This is a genomic window from Kyrpidia spormannii (assembly GCF_002804065.1).
Lineage (GTDB): Bacteria > Bacillota > Bacilli > Kyrpidiales > Kyrpidiaceae > Kyrpidia > Kyrpidia spormannii.
Window position 1 is genome coordinate 2,061,655 of record NZ_CP024955.1, and the last position, 22,129, is coordinate 2,083,783.

The following is a 22,129-nucleotide window of genomic DNA, read 5'->3' on the forward strand; positions in this document are numbered from 1 at the left end:
GAGGTAGGGAGGGTCATACGGATGATTCACCAACACCTCGTGGTCCATGGCAAAGTCCAGGGCGTGGGGTTTCGCGCCTACACCGCGAGACAGGCCGCCAACCTCAACATCCGCAGATGGGTGCGAAATCATCCCGAGGGCACCGTGGAAATCAACGCCGCGGGTTCTGCGGAGGCTATGGAAGCCTTTGTCCGCGCCGTCAAAAAAGGCCCACCCGGATCCCGGGTGGACCTCGTGGAAATCAGGTCCCTGGATGTGCCCTTGACCGATCAAACGTTCACCATTCGGCGATGATTACCGACTGGCCCGGGCGACCCGCACCCGGGCGTCCACAATTCGGCACCCCCGGCCGGGCTCCAGGGCCATCACCGGGTTGAGGTCGAGCTCCACCACTTCGGGCAGCTCCTCCACCATGCGGGACAGGCGGAGGAGCAGGTCCTCCACCGCCGGAATATCGGCTGCGGCATGACCCCGGTAACCTTCAAGCAGCCGATAGCCCCGGATGCCCCGGACCATCTCCCTGGCCCCGCGATCTGTCAGGGGCGTGACCCGAAACACCACATCCCGAAGCACTTCGACGTAAATCCCTCCGAGACCGAAAGCGATCAGCGGGCCGAACTGGGGATCGGTGGTCACCCCCACCATCAGTTCCACCCCACCCTGAATCATCGGCTGCACCAGGAACCCGTCCAACTCATTCTCCCTTCCGGCCTGGGCAAGCCGCTCACGGATACCCTGGCAGGCGGCACGGACGGCCTCCCCGTCCGTCAGTCCAAGCACCACCCCGCCCCATTCCGATTTATGGAGGAGCGTGCGAGAGACCATTTTCACCACGACTGGAAAGCCGATCTCCCGAGCCAGCCCCGCCGCCTCTTCCGGCGTTGCCGCCACCCGGCCCCCGGCCCAGGGCAGGCCGAAACAGGTGAAAAGTTCGGCCATCGTCCCGGGGTCCAGCCAACTGGCACCAGCAGCCAGTTGTTCTTTGATCAACGCCCGGGCCCGGTCAACATCGAGATCATCAAAATCAGGAATGATTCCCTCCGGGGTAGCGCGCCACACCGCGTATCGGTAGGCCCGGGCCAGAGCCCGGGCGGCACCCTCGGGGAAGCGATAATTCGGGATCAACATGTCCCCGACCCGGAGGGCCGCGGGCACTCCCTGCCCCATGAGCACCGTGGCCACAGGTTTTGAAATCCCTCGGTCACGCATCGTTCCCAGGGCATCGGTGATGTTCTGGGCGACCTCTTCCGTTGGGGTCAGTCCCACAGGAAGGAAAATCACAATGACCGCATCGTATTCGGGACTGGCCAGGATTTCTTCGAGGACTCGTCGATACTGGTCCGCCGTGGCCGAGGCAATCATGTCGATGGGATTCCTGCGGCTCGCCGTGGCTGGCAGCACCTCGCCCAACCTCTTCTGCAACTCCGGAGAGGTTTCGGGTAGGCTTAACCCCATGCCCGCCAGAACGTCGGCCGCCAAAATTCCCGGCCCTCCGGCGTTCGTGACCACCGCGATCCGTTTCCCGGCAGGCAGCGGCTGGTACGCTAGCAATGCCGCGATGTCGAACATCTCTTCCAAAGTGTCCGCTCGGATCACCCCGGCTTGTTCGAATAGGGCGTCCACCATCGTCTCGTTCGCCGCCAAAGCCGCCGTGTGCGACCCCGCCGCCCGGTGCCCCACTTCCGTCCGCCCGCTTTTCACCACGAGCACTGGCTTTTTCCGTCCCACCCGCCGGGCGATCCGGGAGAACCGGCGGGGGTTGCCAAAGGACTCCAGGTACAGAAGGATCAACCCGGTGTTCGGATCCTCTTCCCAATACTCCAGAAGATCATTCCCTGAAACGTCCGCTTTGTTCCCCACACTGACAAAATTCGACATGCCGAGTCCCATCTCCGCCGCATATTGCAAAATGGCGATCCCCAAAGCTCCGCTTTGAGAAGACATGGACACCGGACCATAGGGTGGGAAAATCGGCGAGAAACTGGCGTTCAAGCGAATCTTCGGATCTGCGTTCAAGAGCCCGAGGCAATTAGGCCCCACGACCCGCATCCCATAACCCCGGGCCGTTTCGATCAACTGAGCCTGCATGGCCCGACCCTCGGCTCCCGTTTCGGCGAATCCCGCTGTGATGACCACCACCGCCCGAACCCCTGCCCGCCCGCACTCTTCAACAGTGGGGATCACCGCATCTCGGGGGACCGCAATCACCGCCAGATCCACCTTCTCCGGAAGTGCCGACACCGATGGGTAGGCCGGCACTGAGCCGACGACCCTGGCGGAGGGATTGACGGGATAAACCGGGCCTTCAAAACGATTCATCAACAGATACTCAAAGATCCGCCTCCCGATGGCGTCCGGATTCCTCGAAGCACCGATCACCGCGACGCTCTTGGGTTGAAAAAAGGGCCGAAGGGATGCGACGGTGGCGATTCGCTCCCGCCTCTCTGCCCCTTCCACACTGCGGCGGTTCGGGCGAATGGCAAAACCCAGGCGCAGTGGAGCACCTTTTTCCTCCATCTTGATTTCAAACCCGCTGTCTTGAAACACCTGCAGCATCTCGCGATTGTTCGGGTCCACCGTCGCAGTGAAAAAGTCCAGGCCCCGCCGAAGCGCCATCAGCGCCAGCTGTTCCAGCAAGATCGTGCCAAGACCCAGCCCCCGCTTGTCTTTCCGGACCAAAAACCCCACCTCTGCCGACGGCTTCGAGGGGGCGGACTGAAACCACCCTCCCACAGCGATGAGACCGTGCTCATCCCTGTCCCCCTGAAAGACCCCGAGAAGGGTCCGTGCCCCGGACCCGTCGGCCCCATCTTCGACGCCGAACAGCCGCTGCAATCGGACATCGCCCGTCTCCCGGCGCACAAACGCCCGTAATCTGTCATCCATCCCGTCCACCGACCGGAGTAGGGCCGTCCGGCCATCCCGGAGGATCACCCGGCCTGCCCCCGGAGCATCCTGGGGTATAAGCGGTTCCACATATTCAGCCCTTGACCCCGCCCGCATGCCATCGTCCTTCGCCATCCGTATCCCACCCTTTCGGCTTGTCGTCCACCCGTCTTTCGCCATCCCTATGTAACAGATTCGGCCATTTCCATCCCAGCCATCCCCACACCTTCATCACGGGAAGGCCGACCTTCAGTAAGTGCAAATTTCATCTATAAGTATTCTATACACAATCCGTTGCACCTGTAAACGGGGTGTCCCAAACCACGACGGACCCAGCCCGCAGATCTAGTACATGGGAACGAAGACAATCCTTCGTTATTTTTTTATCGAAAATATCAAGTTAACAGCCCTGATATTGATAATTACCCGGAATTTATGTATAATCCAATCCGAATCGATGACATTCCCAATGAGAAAGAAGGCGATGAGATGAGCGACTCCCATTCCCCCACCAAGAATGAAACGATAAAAGCCCGCAGCGATTATCTTCGGGGCACCATCGCTTCAGAGTTGGCCGAAAACACTGCCTCCTTCTCGGATGAGAACCGAGAGATTCTAAAATTCCACGGTATTTATCAACAAGACGACCGCGATCTGCGCCCGCAATTGAAAAAGCAAGGCCAAGAACCACACCACCAGATGATGATCCGGGCCCGGATCCCGGGGGGCATCGTCACCCCGGAGGCCTATCTGGTGTTCGACGAACTCAGTGACCGTTATGGACAAGGAAGCCTGCGAATCACCACCCGCCAAACGTTCCAATGGCACGGAGTTCTGAAGGGCAATCTCAAAAAAACCATTCGGTCGATCAACGAACAGTTGGTCACGACTCTGGGAGGATGTGGCGATCAGGTTCGGAACATCATTCTGTGCCCGGCGCCCCTTAACACCCCTTTTCGCCGGGAGTTGGAAAATGTCCTCAAAAGTTTGGCGGACGCCCTGTCGGCGAAGACGCCCGCCTACCACGAAATCTGGCTGGACGGCCAGCGGGTGGACGTCGGTGCCGACGAGGCAGGTGCGGAAATATACGGTACCTCCCAGCCTGTGAGCGCGGGTGCTGAGGTGGCCGATCCCGTTGAGCCTCTCTACGGTCAAACGTATCTTCCGCGCAAGTTCAAAGTGGCTTTGGCCATTGAAGGGGACAATTGTGTGGATGTGTACACCAACGACCTCGGCTTGGTCGCCCACGGCACCAAAGAGCACCTGGAGGGTTTCACCGTGTTGGTGGGTGGCGGAATGGGTCGAACCGCTTCCCGGCCCGATACTTACCCGCGGTTAGCCACCCCTCTGGGGTTTGTAACCCCCGACCAAATCATCCCCCTGGCCCGGGCGGTGGTCTCGGTCCAGCGAGATTATGGAAACCGCTCTGATCGCAAACAGGCTCGCCTAAAATACCTCCTGGACAACCGGGGGTTAGAATGGTTTCGGCACGAGGTCGAGCAACGCTTGGGATGGGAGTTGCTCCCAGCACGTCCCCTGCACTGGAAAAATACAAATGATCACCTGGGCTGGCACGATCAGGGGGATGGAAGAGGATGGTTGGGGATTTTCATCCCCAGCGGCCGCATTCGAGATACGGGATCGTTTCGGATGAAGACGGCACTGAGGGAAATCGTCAGTCGTTACCGACCGGGGATTCGCCTTACTCCCGAGCAAAACCTTCTTCTCACTGGCCTTGATCCCGGAGTGAGAACAGAAATTTCGAAGGTGCTTCACCAATTCGGTGTTCCTTTGGCGGAAGAGTTGCCTCCGGTCCAGCGCCTCGCCATGTCCTGTGTCGCCCTACCCACCTGCGGACTGGCGGTGGCGGAATCAGAACGAGCGCTTCCAGGGCTTCTCGAAAAGTTGCAACAAACCCTGGCCGAAGTCGGCCTGGCTGACGAACCCCTCAGCGTCCGCATGACCGGCTGCCCGAACGGCTGTGCTAGGCCCTACGTGGGGGACATTGGACTGGTAGGTCGGAGCCCCGGGCGATACGACATCTGGGTGGGCGGAGATTCGGTAGGAACCCGGCTTGCCTCTCTCTACGAGACCTTAGTTCCTTACGAGAAACTGGTGAATGTCTTGCGGCCGCTGCTCGTGGCGTTTCAACGCCATCGCCGTCCCGGGGAACGTTTCGGAGACTTCTGCACCCGGGTGGGGCTCCAACACCTTCGGGAAATCGCGAAGACCAGCGAAACATCGCCAGCCCAAAAGGGTCTATGACCCTGCGTTGTGAACCCATCTCCATTGTCGTAACATGCCGACCGGTACAAAGGGCGACAGGGCAGGGAGCGGCTCGCCCTCTTTAGAACTCCACTCCCTGCCGCCCCCGGCCCCCGCCGTCGGGCAATCCCTGAGTCACCATCCGCCAGGTGGCGGAACGGGCAGGGGTTTCCACCGCCACGGTATCCAGGGGCCTCAATCGCTCGGCCTTGGTCGACGAACGGCTGCGCCGGTTTTAAAAAGGGAACCTCGTGGATCAAGGTCAACCCCAATTACACGTCGATCAACGTCAAAACTGCCTTGTCCGATCCGAATTCGATCACCCATTAGTATCCTAAGCTTAGCGCCGGCGAACCACGAGGGTCTGATGGGCGAAACCCACCAGGCCCTGGCGATCGTACAATTTTGTGGATGTTACACCGATTCCCGGTAGATCAATCCTGGTTCTAGCATCGACGCCGATCCATTCTCCCATGGGCATGCGAAAAAGGGAAACGGTGAGGTCGGCATTGGTGTACACGTACTGGTCAAAGGGCAACACCCAGCTGATGCCGTTTCCAAAATCTGCCGAAGCCGCCGCACGCCCCATGGGGGTTAGAGGGTCTCCATTGGTCAACGGATGGCGCAGCCGGAACCACACCGCCGCCGGACCCGGCTCCGTCACGCTGCCCGTCACCAGCCGCGCCTCCATCGCCGTACAGTAGAATGAGCGCTGTTCAGGCATCCCCGGTATCCGAAAGGCCGGCCCGTTTTCAGGGAACGGAAGCTGGTCATTCGGTTCACCCTCATCCGCCCGGGGCAGGATCACCCCTTCCGGGTCGATCCTGCCCGTCAGGGCGTAAGCCCGGGCCACCTCCCGGTCGCCGGCAGACAAGGAGGCCGTCCAGCGGCCAACGCTGCGTCCCGCCGCCCCCGTCACGTGGTAGGTTAGAGGACACAGCGGTACTGGACGCAGGAGTTCCACCGTGAGGCGAACCACCCGCTGGGGTTCTGCCGCCCTTTCGATGAGCTGGGCAAACAGACCTGCCGGAGCACCGCCATGTTGGGCATTGGGATCCCAGGGCCCCCGCGCCAGTTCAGTCGGGTAGACGGTGTTCTCTTTCACGATAAAAACGCTATCAGATAAGCCAATGTCAGCCAAAGACGACTCCACTCCTTTCAGGCGAGCCCCAACATCTTTCGCAGAGAGACTTTATGAACTTTCCCCGCACTGGTCACCGGCAGGTTGTCGAGAAACACGAAATCATCTGGCACCCAGAACTTAGTGAGCTTTCCGGCATCGACCAGTCCCCCGAGGTAAGCTCGCAATTCCTCGGGGAAGATCGGCGTCCGGGGCCGAATCACCGCCAGCGGCCGTTCCCCCCATCGCTCGTCCGGTTTTGCCACCACCACGGCTTCAATGACCTTTGGGTGTTCGGACAGTAAACTTTCCAACACTCCACAAGGGATCCATTCCCCGCCGCTTTTGACCGCATCTTTTTCCCGATCCACCACATATAAAGTCCGATCGTCTTCCAAAACGGCAAGATCCCCGCTGCGGAACCAGCCATCTACATAACTCTCCCGGGTTCTCTCCGGATCGTTGTAGTATCCCTGGGGCAACCAAGGGCTGCGCACCCACACCTCGCCGATGGTCTTTCCGTCCCGGGGAACGGCCAACCCCTCTCGGTCGCGCACCTCGATTTCCACCATAGGAAGAGGCCGGGTACGGGTGGCCAGAATCCGACCGGCCTCCGCGGAAGTCGGGTCCACATGTTCAGGAACCGCCGAAATGCTCGCCCCCAACTGATCCGAACCGCCATAGATCAAACTGTAGGTTACACCCCGATCCCGGGCCGCCTGGGCGAGACCCGAAGAAAGCGGACTCCCACCGGTCAAAACCTTGAGCCCCAAAGGCTCGTCCCCCGCCGCATCCAACAGCATTTGCATTTGAGTGGGGACCATGTTGCTCCAAGTCACCCCTTCGCGACGAATCAGCGCAAGCTGTTCCGCAGGACCCGCCCGGCCGGGAAGCACCAGCTTCGCCCCCAGATAGGGAACGAATATCGCCGATCCCCAACCGTGAATATGGAAAAATGGAATCAAGGGCATAAACACGTCGCCGGTCCCCACCGACGCACCCGTCCGATACAAAGCGAGATGGTGGGCGATTTGCAACGAGGCCAGGATAACATCACGATGCCGATACATCAATCCCTTGGGCCGCCCCGTGGTCCCCGTGGTATAAAAAATCGAATACGGATCAGCCTCATCAATCCTATCCGCCCCGTCCGGCTCCACCAGGCGCCCCTCGGCCACCAACGCCTCATAGGTGAGAGCACCGTCTTCCGGATCAGCCCCGTCTCCCATCCACACCCACCGGGAAACGGTCGATCTCAACGGCCGGACCGCCTCAGCAAACCCTTCCCACGCGAAAATCCACTCGTCTTTGGCATGCCGGATGGTATGGGCAAGATCCTCAGCGGCTAGGCGAAAATTCAAAGTATGAATCACTGCACCGAGCATGGATAACGCATAGTGGAGCTCCAGATACCGATGGCTGTTCACGTCCAGCACCCCGACCACCGTCCCCCGGCCGACGCCCATGCGCCCCAGGCGATCCGCCAGCCGCACCACCCGATCGTACATCTGGGCATAGGGGAGCCGTACGTCCCCGCTGACAATCTCCGACTCCGGACGGCTGAGCAGCGTGTGCCGCAGCAGTTCATGAACGACGAGCTTCTTCATACTGGGCTGCACCTCCCCACACCTGAGGTTCCTGCAACGCCCAGGCGGGATACTCCTCGCCCCGCAAGAAGCGATGGGCATACAGCGTCGCCAACCGGCTGTACCGCTCACCGCCGGTCTCCGCCAACCGGTACAGCAGCGCCACCTGAGCGGCGTCAGCCATCTGGACCACCCAGTGTTTGGCATACCATTGCAACTCTTCAGGGTTCAGCCCCGCCGCATCTGTAAACACCTTCTCGATCGTTTCCCTCGCCCATCCGGCCTCGACCGTCCCCACCTTTTCCAGGATTGGGATAAATTCTGCCAAAAATCCTTCATGGGCATTCTTCTTTTGCACCGTCTCCAGAAGATCTAGAGCCTGGATATTGCTCGGCCCTTCCCAAATCGGCGTGATCAGCGCCTCCCGGTGCCACCGGGCCACAGCGTATTCCTCCAGGAACCCCAGGCCTCCGAACAGTTCCATCGCCAGCCGCGTGATCTCCGCCGCGTGGTCGGCCGTGCGATTTTTCGCCAAATGGCTGAGGAACCTGGCGTAGTGGTACGCCGGGGAATAGGGCGGTCGCTCGTGCCATGCCCGCTGAAAAGCCTCCACGGCGTGAAAGCCCAGGACCGTTCCCCCGACCAGTCGGACGGCCATGTCCACAAGGTCTCGTCGGACCAAGGGGTGGTCCTGCAGGGCCCGGCCGAAGGAGTGACGCCGGCGAACCCGCTCCATCACCTCGAGATGCGCTTTTTTGGCGATGCCCATGCCCGCCACGGCGTTCGCCAGCCGGGAGACCGTGAGATTCTCCAAAGTATAATAGATCCCTTCCTCCGCCCGGCCGACGAGATACGCCTCGCTATTCTCCAATTCCACTTCCCCGGAAGGTACCGCCCGGGTGGCACTCTTGTCCTTCAGGCGCCTGACCCGATAATTCAGTTCGCCGGCCCGGTTGAGCCGGGGGACGAGAAACAGGGCCAGTCCCTTTGGCCCCGCCGGAGCCCCTTCCGGCCGGGCCGTCACGATGGCGACATCGGTCAATCCGGCACCACTGGCAAAATATTTATCCCCTGTCAGCCGCCACACCTCTCCGTCCGGTCGGGCTACGGTGGTGTTGGCCCCCAGGTCGCTGCCCCCCTGGTTTTCAGTCATCCAAGTGGCGCCGAACATCTCCCCCGCCAAGAGCTTTTCTTTCCACTCCGCGTGCGCCGGAGCGTACTTGTGGATCGCATAAGCTGTTTGACCGGTGATGGTGATCACACAGTACAGCCCCGGATCCGCCAGAAGATATCCGAGCGCGTAGTGGTGATGCCACCCTCCACCCTCATAGGGGACGCGATTCATCGGGGCGATCTCTTTGAGCAATCGCGTCTCCACCGGGGACAGGCGAACCCGATCCACCCGCCTCCCGTCTAGGTCGTGCATCACGAGCACCGGGGGCGCATCGTGATCAATGTGGTAGATCGCTTCATACACATCGGCACCCGCTAACCCACCAAAAGATTCCAGTTCAGGTGCATACTCTTTCCAAGAAGGCCAATAGTGCGACAAAATCACCTGCAGATCTCGATCCTCCAACCAATGGTTGAGGCCGTACGCATAGGACTGATGCCTCATGATTCCGCTCCTCCCCGGATTTTTTCGGCAAGCAGGCGCTCCATCCTCGCCCGCAAATCCAGCAACTCTTCGCGAATCGCCTCAAGATCCCGAATCTGTGCCTCGATCTGGGCCAACTTCTCGTCCCCTTTTCGAATCACCTCCCGCAGCTGATACACTTCGGTGGGATCGAGATCGTACAAATCGAGCAACTCCTGAATCTCGTCCAAGTGAAAACCCAGTCGCCGCCCCCGCAGAATGAGTTGCAGCCTGACCCGATCCCGTTCGGAATACACCCGCCGAGAACCTTCCCGCTCCGGACGCAGTAATCCCAATTCCTCGTAATAACGGATGGTACGGGTGGTGGTGTCGTACATCTGGGCCAGATCCGAGATCGTATACTGCCGGGACACCGATCATTCCCCCTGGACTGTCACATTGTTCTGGTGTCGATTCTAACATAACGTTTACGGAAACGTCAATAACGCCGAAAACCGACCTACGGCCGGACATGAACCCCTGAGACATTGACCACCATAACTTTTTACGATAAAATAATTCAAACAACGATTCTGATTGTGGTATGGGGGGCTTTCGGGTGATCGATCGGGCAAAGTGGAGAGGGAAAGGGCCACAGGAACCAACTCGGACGGGCAAGAAATTGGAGATCCAATCATCTCCTGAAGTTACCGATCAGTTAACATTTCTCCATTTGTCCGCACGGGACTTGGAAACGGTGCGGGCTTTGAAAAGTGACATCAAGGCTGTTGTCCACGAGGTGGCTGCAGAGCATTATGATCGAATTGAAGAGATCCCGGAGTTGCAAGCGATCATGGACCGCCACAGCAACCGGGAACAACTGACGGGGACATTTGTTCATTATTTCACAAATTTATTTTCAATAGAAGACTTTGATGATAACTTCGTCAAAACCCGCCGAGCGATCGGACGGATTCACAGTCAAGTCCATCTCCCCGCCAAATGGTACATCGCCTCCTATATAAGACTTTACGAGCATCTCATCCCGCGATTGGTACATAGTCATTCCAGAAAGCCGGACCAATTGGCTGACATCTTGCTTTCTGTGTTAAAAGTGATCTCCTTTGACATGCAGTTGATTCTCGAAGCCTACGAGGAGGAGACCGAGTTCCGGTTCATCGATCACATCTCGGGCATTATGGAGTCGATTCTGAAGATTGACGGAACGGCGAACATCCTGGAGGCGTCTGCGACGTCAAAAAACCACGCCGAAGGGATCAGCGCCGCCGCCGAACAACTGACGGCATCCATTCGAGAGGTCGCCCAACAGGCTAGCCGGGTCGCCGACTATTCCGACCAGGTGATTCACCATGTGGAATCCGGCCGCCGCGTCATTCAGGAATCCCTCCAGGGTATGACAGATCTGGGGGAGTCGTTCAAAGCCGCCCGGGAGAAGATCGTCGGATTATCGAACGCTGCCGAGGACATTTCCCACATCGCCAGTCTCATCCGCAAGATCGCCGATCAGACGAACCTCTTGGCCCTAAACGCGGCCATCGAGGCGGCCCGGGCTGGCGATCACGGTCGGGGATTTGCGGTCGTTGCCTCCGAGGTGCGCACCCTGGCCGATCAGACGAAGGAGTCGATTCATCGGATCGCGGGGACTGTGGAACAAGTGCAACGGGAAACCCGGGCCGTTCGGGAGTTGGCTGACCAGGTCGTCGACAACCTCGGCCTCCGGGTGGCGCAATCCCGGGATGCGCTCCGGACCCTCGAGGAGATTGTCAGCCAGGTGGGACACATGGCGGAGTTTTTCAATGAAGTGGCGGCGACGACGGAAGAGCAGGCTGCAGCCACCGATGACATTGCCCTTCGCATCGATCACGTCCTGGGCGATGTGGCCCGCACCGATGATGAGGCGAACCGGATCGGAAATCAGATCCATGAAACCAGTGTTCAAGCCAATCGCCTGCGCCTCGAACTCATTGGCAACATCCCTCGTTTGGAAGACGCGCAGCTGGTCCGCGTGGTCATTACGGAACACCTGCTGTGGAAATGGTGGCTGTACAACATGATCCTCGGTTACCATGTGATCGATGAAAAAGAGTTGCTCGATCATCGCCGGTGCCGCCTGGGACAGTGGTACGAACAGGCCCGGAATCGGACGCCCTTGTCCTCCATGGATTCTTTCCGGGCCATTGAAGAACCCCACATCCAGGTGCATCGGCTCGCGGAGGAGATTCACCGGCTCATCCGGGCGGGAGAAACGGTGAAGGCGCGAAGCCGCTTGGCGGATCTGGAACGGGCATCCCAGAAAGTGGTGGGACATCTGAGGCAGTTGTTGCAAGATCTCAAAACGGGAAAGGCGCAGACTCTCCATGCCGCTGTATCCGGCGCGGACACACGTTAACCTGGGGGACAGCCGCACACCTTGGGCCGGATTCGCATACAATGGGGCAAATTTCCGGTGACAAGAGGTGGAAAACCGCCGATGAATGCCCTCAGGCCCTGTCCACCGCGAACGTTTCCTTATTTTGTGAGGCCGGGTGATACGCTGTATCACTTGGCCCAGCGTTATCGGACCACCGTCGGTGCCATCATCTCAGCCAATCCCTTCGTCGACCCGTACCATCTTCGCATCGGACAGCAGCTCTGCATCCCTCATCAACCCATCTACCCGGCGTGCCCAGAAGGAAATTACTACACCATCCGCCCCGGGGACACCCTGGCTGCCATTGCACAATTTTTCAACGTTTCCTTGGCCGATCTCATCGAGGCGAACCCGGGAATCGATCCCTACCGCCTGCGAGTGGGGCAGATCATCTGCATCCCCCTCGCCGTTCCGCCGGTCACCTGTCCCCACCGCTATATCGTTCAGCCCGGCGACACCTTTTACTCCATTGCCCAGCGGTTTAATATTTCAGTCGACGCTTTGATGAGGATGAATCCCCACGTTCGTCCCGAGGCCCTGCTCATCGGACAGACGATTTGTCTGCCGTGACCTCACCGTTGCAGCAGGCACCTCACATCTCCACAGACATAGCCCCTCCCGGGCCTGGAGATTCGAGAACGCCCTCTGGATCCTCGCCCAGGCCCAGAAAGGGACCAAGTCCCGCACACCTCAGGCTGCACCCCAGGTGGCGTGCGTGGAGCGAACGGAGACAAGGCTGTGCAGAATCATGCCCAGGACCACCAGACCCAGGCCGACCAAACCTTCTATGGAAATATGCGTACCGGGAATCACCAAGAGCTCGCCGATTAGAGCAAAGACCACTTCTCCCGACTGAGTGGCTTCCACGGTAGCCAGTTGATGAACGTCGCCACCCGCCAAATCGGTCGCCCGGAAAAATAGCACCGTGGCGATCACACCGGAGGACAGGGCAACGATCAGGGATTGCAAGGTCTGACCGGCACTCGGTCCTCCTTGGGCGACGAGTTGACCCACCGACAGAACGAGCCAAACGGGTAGGCTGGCGATAGTCATGCCCAAGGTTCGCTGGTAGGCGTTTACCCGGCCTGTGCACAGTTCCATCATCTTGCGATTGCCGAGGGGGTACGCGAAGGCCGCCACCAGGATGGGGAGAGCGCCTAAGAGGAACTCGCGCAGGGGAACGTGGGTAGATTGAGACCACTCCATGAGCCCGATCCCGGCGAGGATGATCACCGACATGCCCATCCGCCTCCACGGAATCCGCTTGCGCCGGCGCACAACCCCTTCCGGGGTCGCCACGAGCTCATCAAACAGCGGTACCACCAGGGAACCGGCGATAATCGTAAACTGCCAGGCTCCCGCGGTCAGCCAAGCTGGGCTGAAGGCCGCGGCAAAACAAAGCGGCGCGTAGAATAAGCCAAACCCGACGAAACTCCACCAAAGCCACAGCCATGGATGACGCCGCATCTCCACAAACAGGGGCCGGATCCCTTTCCTGACCCAGACAATCGCCATCAGCAGCGGCACCATGAAAAAGAAGCGGAGCGATGCGCTCCACACCCAACTTCCACCGGCATCTGCCATCAATTGATTCAACACAAAAGTTACCGCAAAAAAGAACGACGCCAGAATTCCGAGGGCCACCGCTTGCACGATCCATCCCCCCCAGAACCCTGGATTCGCATAGGCCTACACGGAAAACTGCGCCACAGTCACTAGTTTATGCCCAGCCTTCCCACTCGGTCAACGGGCCTGGTTTACGACTTCGCGTCCCCGCTTTCTTTAACATTTTTGTAGGGTGGCAAAGACAATCTTGTGGCTCCGGGAATTTTCGTGTATCTTGAAGAAGCTGCGACAGCTGCGAAGGTTCCACCGAGGAATGTAGCCGAGCCAAAGGCGAAATGAGGGATGATCATGAAAGCGCGGAATATCATCTTCCCGATCTGGTTCCTCTGGTTACTGCCACCCGTCATCATCTTGGTTGTGGTTGGAAATTTTCTCTTGGATAGCCTGGTGCTCGTGGCGGTCTATACCCTCGCAGGAGTGCCAAGAATCACAAATCAAAGTTTGAAAACGCTTTATAAATCTTCGATTCTTAAGGTTGTGCTTTTCGGATTTGTGGCGGACCTTGTCGGCGTTATAACGCTTCTTGCGGTGACCGGCCTTCCCTTGTCCATCCCGCCATCCCTCGTCTCCGCCGTCAACTTGAACCCTTTTACCAATGTCGGTGCCTTCCTCACCGTCCTCGGCGCCATCATTCTCTCCGCCCTGTGCATTTACGCGCTGAATTACTTTTTCACGTTTAAGCGCATCGTCGCGGAAAAGGTTACCCGGACCAAATTATCGGCCACCTTGGCAGTTATAACCGCCCCGTGGACCTTTCTCCTGCCGACCTCGTGGTTTTACCCAGGCATGTAATCAGACAAACGGGCGGCAACCTCACCGCCCGTTTAACCCTGAGTCAAGATTTTGTCGGCAACCCATCCAATGCTTCTTGTTTTCAGTGATTTACAGTGAAATGTGTTTTCACATAGTCCGCCGTCAGGTCTCCAAATGTATGCTCGTCCACAGGCAATTCGCGTCCAAGCCAATCTCTGTAAAGGGTTTGAATGTCAGGTAGAGCGTCAAAAGTAGGAGGATATCCAACCGGGACCGCCTCGACCTCAAGCAAAGTAAGGCAACCAGGACAATAATACTCCCTCAAAACCTGCCAACCTGGTTCAGCATGCATATACTGGGGATAAATTTCGTGAAATTCCTCCGATGACTCGCGGACATAGACTCTCGCCTTCACTTTCCAATTCACACGATAGTCCTCGAATTCGTATCCGCAGGTACATTTCACAATCGCTTTTTTCTTTGTTCCTTCAGTCTTGGACACGATGCAAAGGTGATCGGAAAGCGGAAGAATCACACGCTCAGTCCAGGGCACCTTCTCCTGAAAATACGCCACCAACGCATCAAAGGCTTCGGGGTCCTTCTGTCCCGCGATCACCCGAAACAGCTCCTGGGTAGAAATTCGTCCCTCCAGCATATCGGCAATTCGCTGGATTTTCTCACGACTGACCGCCATGATCTCACCTTCCCTTATACATCGCTACATCCTCGCCGGGCCGGACCACCCAGAACACCCGTCGGCGGTCCATATAAAGCCGATACTCCGGCGGAACTAGAATAGTCGTCGCGGGCGACTCCACCAAACACGGACCTGTCAACACATTCCCTGCCCGAACCCGATCCATTTCATATACATCCGACTCATGCCAGGTGCCGTTCCAAAATATCGGTCTGTGGTCTTTTCGACAGCCTTGCGCCGGTGTTTCACCGTCCAACGACTCTTCCGGCACAGTGGGCCTTACACTTTCGTAATACCCCGTGACTACAGCCCGAGTAATTTGGTACCCAAACTCGGTGCTCCGAGCTGCCCGGGCATATACCTTGTCAAAACTCACTTCGAATTGCTCCGCCAATTCAGAGAGAGTTTCCGGTTTGATCTCTGGGGCCCCAGTCTGTACTTCCAGATCATCCAACATACCGGCGTAGCGCATCCGCGCACCAAACACAAAACGCAATCGAGTCGGATCCAGACCCTCCCGAGAGGCTTCCAGCTCAATCTGGCCTTTCAGAGAACTCCACGCTCGGCTCAGCTGGTCCAGCGCGACCTGATTCAACACGCCTCTCATGGCGGCTTCCAACCGCAGACCTTGGGCTAACTGTTCATCGACACTGCCCTTGACATCAGGAGGTAAGGAATCGTAAGCACCACGCATGATCTGCAACGCGATTCCAGTGGGATCTACTCCCGCTGGAGGTGGCACAAAAATATCCGTGGAAATTTCCTGTCGTACACCATATTCCCCGCAAGCCGCACCGAACGCGGAAAAGCCCGGGGCCCAGGTTGGAATCATCACTCCGGCCAGGTCCAGACCATGGGTGTACCCAATGGCGTGAAGGGGACCTCCACCCCCATATCCAACGAGATGAAATACCTCTGGTCCGAATCCCATTCCGAGCATGACCTGTTGCAAATGAAGCTTGAGCGTGAGATTGGCCAAGTTGTGAACTCCCCAAGCCGCTTCGAATACATCGATACCCAGACGGTCCGCGATTTGCTCCTTGAACAGCCGCGTCGCTCGCTCCCGATCCAATTTTACCTGGCCACCCAGAAAGTTATCCGGATTTAGATACCCGAGAATGAGGTTGGCATCGTTAACGGTTACGGTGTCGACCCCACCTTCGGGCCAACACACCCCCACACGGTACCCCGCACTGTCGGGACCGAGGCGAACCCGTTGGGTAACCGGATCCACCCGGACAAACGATCCGGTACCGGATCCAATTGAATCGACCGCTACCATCGGTGTATTTACCCAAAACTGATCGATGATTCCGGAATCCCGTGTTGATATACACTGAAAATGGACCCCAGATCGTCAGTGAAAATTGACCCCCACCAGATAGACTGGTACGCTCCTACTAATCTGAGTGGGAGCGGGGGAGAAAGGGTTGATCTCTATCGAGGATTGGACTGCGATTCGAGCACTCCATGCCCGCGGTGTCAGTATTAAGGCGATTGCGCGGCAACTGGGAATTTCGCGCAACACTGTGCGTCGTGCCTTGCGGGGAGACGATCCACCCAAGTATGTGCGAAAGAAGCCGTCGGCTCGGGCAACAGACCCATTCCTGGAGCACATTCGACAGATGTACGTGGAAAAACAATTGATCGGAACACGAATCTATGCGGAGTTGCAGAAGATGGGGTACCAAGGTTCACTTTCTGCGGTTCACCGGTGTCTGCAGCGGCTGAAGAAAGAACAGCCGCACACCGAAGTGCGGGTTCAGCGGATGGAGACGGCTCCAGGTGAACAAGCCCAGTTCGACTGGTCGGAGTACTCAGTAAAGATAGGAGGCAAGGAGGTCAAGGTATACGCGTACCGTTACATTCTCAGTTATAGTCGAATGCGATACACGCACTTTGCGCTGAATCAAACGCTGGAGACGGTCCTGGAAGCTCTGGAGTGCGGGATTCGCCACTTTGGCGGTGTGCCTGAGAGGGTGCTGATCGACAATGCCGGTCAAATGGTCGTGGATCATCGGCCGGATGGAGCTGTACGGTACCACCCGGAATTTCTCAAGGTCATGGGACTGTACCGGATGGACCCGTATGCATGCGCCCCGTACCGCGCCCAAACGAAGGGGAAAGTGGAACGGGCCTTCTATATGCTGGAACAGCATTTCCTCAAAGGGACGGAGTTCAAAGACTTTGAGGACCTCATTACCCAAGGGAAGTCCTTTGACGAATCGGAGAATCAGCGGGTGCACCGCCGGTTGGGACAAACCCCGTTGGAGCGGTTTGAGGCGGACCGGGCGGCTTTACGGCCCCTCCCCGAGCGCAGGTATGTCGACAGTGTGCGCGTCTTGCGCCGCGTCAGCAGAGACGGATACATCTCCGTCGATCACGTGGAATACTCGGTCCCGCCCTCCTACCTCGGCCGGGAGGTGTGGGTGACGCAACCCAGGGGGGCATATGTCGAGATGTACGGCCCAGACGGCACCTTCTTGTGTCGGCACGTCAAATCGAGAGACACCGGCTCGATCCACACGCTGCCCGAACACCAGGCGCCTCACCGGGAGCGTGTCTCGGTTCGTCAGCGATTCTGCGAGGTGTTTCCCAGCGGTGCGGCATTCTACCAAGGGCTCACCCGTCGGTATGCCCACAACGCTCGGTACCATGCCGCCCGCATCCTGGACATGCGCAGCACCTATAGCGACGAGTCTATTGAAATGGCCCTGAAGGAGGCCTTGGCTTACGGAGCCACGGACGAGAAGGTCGTGTTGAAACTGCTGGCCAACTACCCGACAAAACCGGCCGCCTCTTCGAGAAACGTCGAGGTCCAGGCGTTATCTCGGCGCGCCGACACCATTCGCCCGTTGTCCTACTACAGTCAACTGTTGCATTAACAAGGGGGAGTTCCCGTGACCGAAGATGCGATGGAGACCCTGAAACAACATCTCAAAACGCTCCAACTGCCGTATATGCGGGAGGTGGTGGAACGGGAAATTGAGAACGCGGTGAAAATGAAGCTGACTTACCAAGCTTTTCTCACGCGGCTCGTGGAAGCGGAAGTGTTGCAGAAGACCAACCGGTCCATTGCCACGAAGATTCATCTGGCGCGATTCCCGCGGATCTGTACATTGGAGGAGTTCGATTTCTCGTTTCAACCTTCGCTCCATGCCGCGGAGATTCGGGAATTGGGAGAACTCGGCTTTATCCACCGAAAAGAAAACGTTATTTTCCTAGGTCCTCCAGGGGTTGGAAAAACGCACTTAGCGATTGCCCTTGGGGTCAAAGCGTGCACGGCCAGACTCCGGGTCGCGTTTTTCACCGCCTCTGAACTGGCGGATCTCTTGTATGCCAGTTTAGCGGATCGTTCCACGCCCCAAAAGCTGGCGTCGCTGAGCCGCTACCACCTGCTGATCATCGACGAGTTGGGCTACATGCCCATGGACAAGCAACGGGCGAACCTCTTTTTCCAGCTCGTCAGCAAGCGCTATGAGACGGGATCAATCATCCTGACGACCAACATGCCTTTTGACGAGTGGGACAAGGTGTTTGGCGATACAATTGCTTCTGCCGCCATCATTGATCGTCTGGTGCATCACAGTCACATTTTTCACATTCAGGGTCACAGTTACCGGATGAAGGACAAGCTCAAGGCCGATGCCTCCGCCTAATCACCAGCCCGGCGGACTTGGTACCCCATGTTGTCCGTGCGTGTGCGACACGCACACGTGGCCGTTGTCCCCTAAGGGCCCCCCATCGGCCCGCAGCCGCGAGGTCAAGGGCGCCCTTGGGCGAGCGAAGCGTCCCTTGACGGAGCGGCCAGGGCCGATACACTCGGCCCGTTGGGACAACGGCCGACGACGATGAACCCTGAGTGACGACACGACATGGCAAGCAATGACTTCCGTTTTCTGAGGGGGGTCAAAATTCAGTGCCAAACCGGGGTCAATTCTACTTGACGATCAACATCCCGAAGTACAATCTGTCCATTGATCACCGCTCCGACGTCGAAAGTCGTCCCGCCTACATCCGTCGCAATTAGGTACTTGAGACCATAAACGCTCCCGAGAAACTGGGCCCCGATGATGCCGCCCGTCGGGCCCGAATTCACGGTATGAATCAGTTGATCGTAAGCAGTGGAAACCGTGGTGCCATAGTTAGTCAGTAGCCGTACTCCAGCATGGCTGCCTTGATCCCTGAACGTACCCTCAAGATCTCTCAACTGATCCCGGGACGGTTCCGCCGCGTAAACCTGAATCACCACAGCGTTCAGCCTTCCCGCCTCCCCCAAGATCGGGTGTACCCGGTGAGAGAGAAACACTGGGATCTGCATCCCCCGCTCCTTCAGTATGTCGCCGACGATTTCCGCGGTACGGATTTCGTGAGACGGATTGACGAAAGAATTCAAATAGCAGATGATAATCGCTCTAGCGCCCCGATCCAAAAGGTCCAAGGTTGCCTCACGCACATCCTCTTCATAGAGGGGGATCATCACTTGACCCGTTGGGAGGACCCGCTCCCGCACCCCTTTGATAAAATCTCGGCTTACGAGAGGATCCGGATGAAAGTGGGACACCGCATGCAGTCGTTCTGGGAGGGACAAATGATGCCAAGACTGTCGCGCCCGGCCAAACCGTAGTGTATCTTCAAAGCCGGAACTGGTCAAAACCCCCAAAGGTGCCATACCGGTCCGGCTCACCACACGGTTCAGCATTAACGTTCCGGTGTATACGACCAATTCTAATCCCGACACGGCCTCTTGAAGGTTTATATCCCACTGGCCCGCCGCATCTTTTAAAGACTCCATGATCCCTTTGGAAACCGCGTCAGGGGTGGTTTGCGCTTTACCCACCACAAACTGGCCATTGGTATCGATCAGTATCGTGTCGGTCATCGTGCCACCGGTGTCAATGGCCAAGATTCGCGTTTGACGTTGGGTCATACAACTTCCTCCTTTCGAGAAGAATGGCTTGAACCAGATATTATAAGGTAAATTCCTCCGGCAACTGCCACACTGCACGATATTCCTCCCACCATCTTGGCCCTACATCCGCCAACTCCGCATACATAGCACGCACAACCGGGGTGAGCTCCCCGTTGAGGACGCGGTTTCGTTCTCGATGATAAAATTCGGCAAAATCCACCGAACGTTCACGCCGATTTCGACGGATCTCCGCCCGTTTCGCTTCGGACTTTTTTCGATCGACGACAAATCCTCCATGTATATCCCGTGATGCTACAATGCCGTAAACGCTTTCCATGATGCGTTCCGTGTAGATCCCGTCATTCAGATCCCTTTCGCACAGCTCAATCGGACGCTCCAACGGATCTCCATATCCCGGGCCACCGTTATATTTCATGTAGATCAAGTCGCCCTGATCAAACGGTCGAGGGTAGTAGGTGCCGTACGGCAATCGGGTGACCTCTGCAGAAGGGAGTTTGTTCACCTCAGGGGAATCTGGGTCGTCCCCTTGGGGATAAGGTTGATGGTTCCGCCACAACTGCTCAATATCCGTTTTTTTCACGTGTAACGTATAGGATGCGAACGCAGGATAGCCACCGCAGTTCCCTGCATTGGTAAACACCATGCCCTGGTTTAAGCTGAAAGCTTGAGCCCCGGCGACCCCGTAGAACAAACCCATCGTTTCAAAACCGGCGCCCCCTCTTCGACGCCCGTAGCCGGCACTGTTCGGTTTGATGCGGCGGGAAAGGTAACGCAGTCCCATTTGCAACCGCTCCCACTCCTCCACATCCCCCATGTCCGACTCGGGGTTCCACATGGCATAACCGTGGTCAATGCCGTCCCTGGTTGCGTTTGCCCCCATCCCGACGGCGGAAATTTCAAAGGTCGTGATCGGTGCATAGACCCCTTTGGGTTCCCCTGTCGCACCGCTCAGTACCATTCCCCCTTGGGTTGGATCCGCGGTCATCCCGTACCCGGACGCCCCTTCTTCCACGTAGCCGCGACTCAAAAATCCTCGTTGAAGCGAGCGATATAACCCTGTGTAAATCGGAATTGTCAGGTACCAAGGCGTTTGTCTGGATAAATCGTACACTTCATTGTTGTTAAGCCATGTGCGCGGTGGACGATAGGTCTCAAGGGCCAAATTGTATCCCTCATTAACCACTTCACTGTACCCGAGCATCTGCGAAAGAACGACCCACAATGCCCCAAGGACGGAAGCCAACGCAGTGTTCCACGCCCACGGGCCGTAACCGCTGTTACCCTCAAAGTCAAGCCGCAATGTTCCGTCCGCCTTGACCACCACTTCTAACGGCAAATGATGCAATGTGTCCCTCTGAGCTTGAGGTTGCCAGGCCTCCTTGGAAAAAGGGGTATCTACAAAGGCGGTTGCACGAAATCGTCCTGGTACCAACCGTTCTTTCACTCGAGCCAGGAAATTCCGACGAGAGAACTCAATGACTTCTCGGGACAGACGAAGATAGAAATCCAATCCGTACTCGTCGATAAATTGAATCACCGCGCGCTTGATCATTTCTGCCCCGGCAATGCGCGCTTTTTCATCCAGGTCGTAGTATAGAGGGGTTCGCACCCCTTGCCTTGATCGCAACAGATAGTGCGGCAGCAATTTTCCCTGTTCCCCGATTTTCTCATTGGTCATGTACAGCCCGTCTTCATAGCGAGACGTGGCCGCAACAATGTCGTGGCCCGGGGTTACGCCTCCAATATCGACTTGATGCGTCACCCCGCCCGCCCAGCCCACCAACTCGCCCTGATAGAAAATCGGTACCAAGGTATGAATGTCTGTCGTGTGCACATTACCGAGAGCTGGGTCATTATTGGAGTAAATGTCGCCTTCGCGTATCCCGGGAAACTCCTCGTAGCCCGCCTCGATCATTTGCTTAATGTCTTCACTCATGGTGTGAACATGGACAATAATGCCGGTCGATAACGCCACCGCATCCCCGTCCGCGGTAAAGAGAGCAAAACACGTCTCACCAAGACTCCGCGTGAGCGGCGATGCAGCAATGTGAACAGCCACCTCCCGGGCGGTCACCGCCGAGGCAATCAGTTTCGTCATGGCTTCTTCCCACCGAAAGGGATTCTTGTCGCGCAACTCTAATTCGACGAGACCGGCATAATGCCCCGTGTTCCGCGTCCGTTCAGCCACTTCCTGCACCAACTGTTTCAGACTCACTCGAGTAAACGCGCCAACCGAAAATGCCATTTTTCCCCCTC

The 22,129-nt window shown here is 57.6% G+C and carries 19 protein-coding genes; 9 read left to right on the forward strand and 10 right to left on the reverse strand.

Features of this window, described 5'->3' with window-relative positions:
- The first annotated feature begins 21 nt into the window (after positions 1–21).
- On the forward strand, positions 22–294 hold the full coding sequence (locus CVV65_RS10460; protein ID WP_100668079.1) for an acylphosphatase: 273 nt from the start codon (positions 22–24) through the stop codon (positions 292–294).
- Here the strand turns inward: CVV65_RS10460 and CVV65_RS10465 are convergent, their stop codons facing one another.
- Positions 295–3,021 carry a bifunctional acetate--CoA ligase family protein/GNAT family N-acetyltransferase gene (locus CVV65_RS10465; RefSeq protein ID WP_232796589.1) on the reverse strand — a complete coding sequence of 909 codons (2,727 nt, stop codon included), beginning with the start codon at positions 3,019–3,021 and terminating at the stop codon, positions 295–297. It lies immediately after the preceding gene.
- 354 nt (positions 3,022–3,375) lie between these two features.
- On the opposite strand from CVV65_RS10465, the gene CVV65_RS10470 reads away from it, so the two are divergent.
- The 3 genes from CVV65_RS10470 to CVV65_RS17550 all read left to right on the forward strand — a co-directional run bounded on the left by CVV65_RS10470 (position 3,376) and on the right by CVV65_RS17550 (position 5,481).
- Positions 3,376–5,151 carry an NADPH-dependent assimilatory sulfite reductase hemoprotein subunit gene (locus tag CVV65_RS10470; RefSeq protein ID WP_100669416.1) on the forward strand — a complete coding sequence of 592 codons (1,776 nt, stop codon included), beginning with the start codon at positions 3,376–3,378 and terminating at the stop codon, positions 5,149–5,151.
- 149 nt (positions 5,152–5,300) lie between these two features.
- On the forward strand, positions 5,301–5,390 hold the full coding sequence (locus CVV65_RS17450; protein WP_198591997.1) for a LacI family DNA-binding transcriptional regulator: 90 nt from the start codon (positions 5,301–5,303) through the stop codon (positions 5,388–5,390).
- Entirely contained in the window at positions 5,350–5,481 is a 132-nt protein-coding gene (locus CVV65_RS17550) for an alpha-amylase family glycosyl hydrolase (protein WP_456237323.1), read from the forward strand. Before CVV65_RS17450 ends, CVV65_RS17550 begins: the two co-directional genes overlap by 41 nt.
- 10 nt (positions 5,482–5,491) lie before the next feature.
- Here CVV65_RS17550 and CVV65_RS10480 read toward each other — a convergent pair whose 3' ends face one another.
- Genes CVV65_RS10480 through CVV65_RS10495 form a run of 4 tightly spaced genes read right to left on the reverse strand, consistent with a single transcriptional unit; the run spans position 5,492 to position 9,867 of the window.
- Positions 5,492–6,292: a thioesterase family protein gene (locus CVV65_RS10480; protein ID WP_198591998.1), complete on the reverse strand. Its 801-nt coding sequence runs from the start codon at positions 6,290–6,292 to the stop codon at positions 5,492–5,494.
- 17 nt (positions 6,293–6,309) lie between these two features.
- Entirely contained in the window at positions 6,310–7,878 is a 1,569-nt protein-coding gene (locus CVV65_RS10485) for an AMP-binding protein (protein ID WP_100668081.1), read from the reverse strand.
- Complete coding sequence (locus CVV65_RS10490) at positions 7,856–9,475, reverse strand: acyl-CoA dehydrogenase family protein (protein WP_100668082.1); 1,620 nt, start codon at positions 9,473–9,475, stop codon at positions 7,856–7,858. The genes CVV65_RS10485 and CVV65_RS10490 overlap by 23 nt, the downstream gene beginning before the upstream one ends.
- Positions 9,472–9,867 carry a MerR family transcriptional regulator gene (locus tag CVV65_RS10495; RefSeq protein ID WP_013075157.1) on the reverse strand — a complete coding sequence of 132 codons (396 nt, stop codon included), beginning with the start codon at positions 9,865–9,867 and terminating at the stop codon, positions 9,472–9,474. Before CVV65_RS10495 ends, CVV65_RS10490 begins: the two co-directional genes overlap by 4 nt.
- A gap of 185 nt (positions 9,868–10,052) precedes the next feature.
- On the opposite strand from CVV65_RS10495, the gene CVV65_RS10500 reads away from it, so the two are divergent.
- Positions 10,053–11,843: a methyl-accepting chemotaxis protein gene (locus CVV65_RS10500; protein ID WP_100668083.1), complete on the forward strand. Its 1,791-nt coding sequence runs from the start codon at positions 10,053–10,055 to the stop codon at positions 11,841–11,843.
- Positions 11,844–11,924: 81 nt separating this feature from the next.
- Positions 11,925–12,434, forward strand: coding sequence for a LysM peptidoglycan-binding domain-containing protein (locus tag CVV65_RS10505; RefSeq protein WP_100668084.1), 510 nt, complete (start codon positions 11,925–11,927; stop codon positions 12,432–12,434).
- A 120-nt stretch (positions 12,435–12,554) separates the two neighbouring features.
- Here the strand turns inward: CVV65_RS10505 and CVV65_RS10510 are convergent, their stop codons facing one another.
- The gene (locus tag CVV65_RS10510) at positions 12,555–13,517 is read right to left on the reverse strand and encodes a DMT family transporter (RefSeq protein ID WP_100668085.1); all 963 of its coding nucleotides are present in this window, start codon (positions 13,515–13,517) and stop codon (positions 12,555–12,557) included.
- Positions 13,518–13,778: 261 nt separating this feature from the next.
- Between CVV65_RS10510 and CVV65_RS10515 the strand changes: the two genes are divergently transcribed.
- On the forward strand, positions 13,779–14,282 hold the full coding sequence (locus tag CVV65_RS10515; RefSeq protein WP_100669420.1) for a hypothetical protein: 504 nt from the start codon (positions 13,779–13,781) through the stop codon (positions 14,280–14,282).
- Positions 14,283–14,364: 82 nt separating this feature from the next.
- On the opposite strand, the gene CVV65_RS10520 is transcribed toward CVV65_RS10515, so the two are convergent.
- Together CVV65_RS10520 and CVV65_RS10525 are read right to left on the reverse strand one after the other, a co-directional pair.
- Positions 14,365–14,937, reverse strand: coding sequence for an acetone carboxylase subunit gamma (locus tag CVV65_RS10520; protein ID WP_100668086.1), 573 nt, complete (start codon positions 14,935–14,937; stop codon positions 14,365–14,367).
- A gap of 4 nt (positions 14,938–14,941) precedes the next feature.
- Positions 14,942–16,273 carry a hydantoinase/oxoprolinase family protein gene (locus tag CVV65_RS10525; protein ID WP_331250467.1) on the reverse strand — a complete coding sequence of 444 codons (1,332 nt, stop codon included), beginning with the start codon at positions 16,271–16,273 and terminating at the stop codon, positions 14,942–14,944.
- A 97-nt stretch (positions 16,274–16,370) separates the two neighbouring features.
- On the opposite strand from CVV65_RS10525, the gene istA reads away from it, so the two are divergent.
- The gene (gene istA, locus CVV65_RS10530) at positions 16,371–17,825 is read left to right on the forward strand and encodes an IS21 family transposase (protein WP_157935348.1); all 1,455 of its coding nucleotides are present in this window, start codon (positions 16,371–16,373) and stop codon (positions 17,823–17,825) included.
- Between the two features lie 15 nt (positions 17,826–17,840).
- Positions 17,841–18,599, forward strand: a complete 759-nt coding sequence (istB, locus tag CVV65_RS10535) for an IS21-like element helper ATPase IstB (protein WP_100666831.1) — start codon at positions 17,841–17,843, stop codon at positions 18,597–18,599.
- Between the two features lie 257 nt (positions 18,600–18,856).
- On the opposite strand, the gene CVV65_RS10540 is transcribed toward istB, so the two are convergent.
- Together CVV65_RS10540 and CVV65_RS10545 are read right to left on the reverse strand one after the other, a co-directional pair.
- The gene (locus tag CVV65_RS10540) at positions 18,857–19,870 is read right to left on the reverse strand and encodes a hydantoinase/oxoprolinase N-terminal domain-containing protein (protein ID WP_100668088.1); all 1,014 of its coding nucleotides are present in this window, start codon (positions 19,868–19,870) and stop codon (positions 18,857–18,859) included.
- Between the two features lie 40 nt (positions 19,871–19,910).
- The gene (locus CVV65_RS10545; protein WP_100668089.1) at positions 19,911–22,118 is read right to left on the reverse strand and encodes a hydantoinase B/oxoprolinase family protein; all 2,208 of its coding nucleotides are present in this window, start codon (positions 22,116–22,118) and stop codon (positions 19,911–19,913) included.
- Between the last annotated feature and the right edge of the window lie 11 nt (positions 22,119–22,129).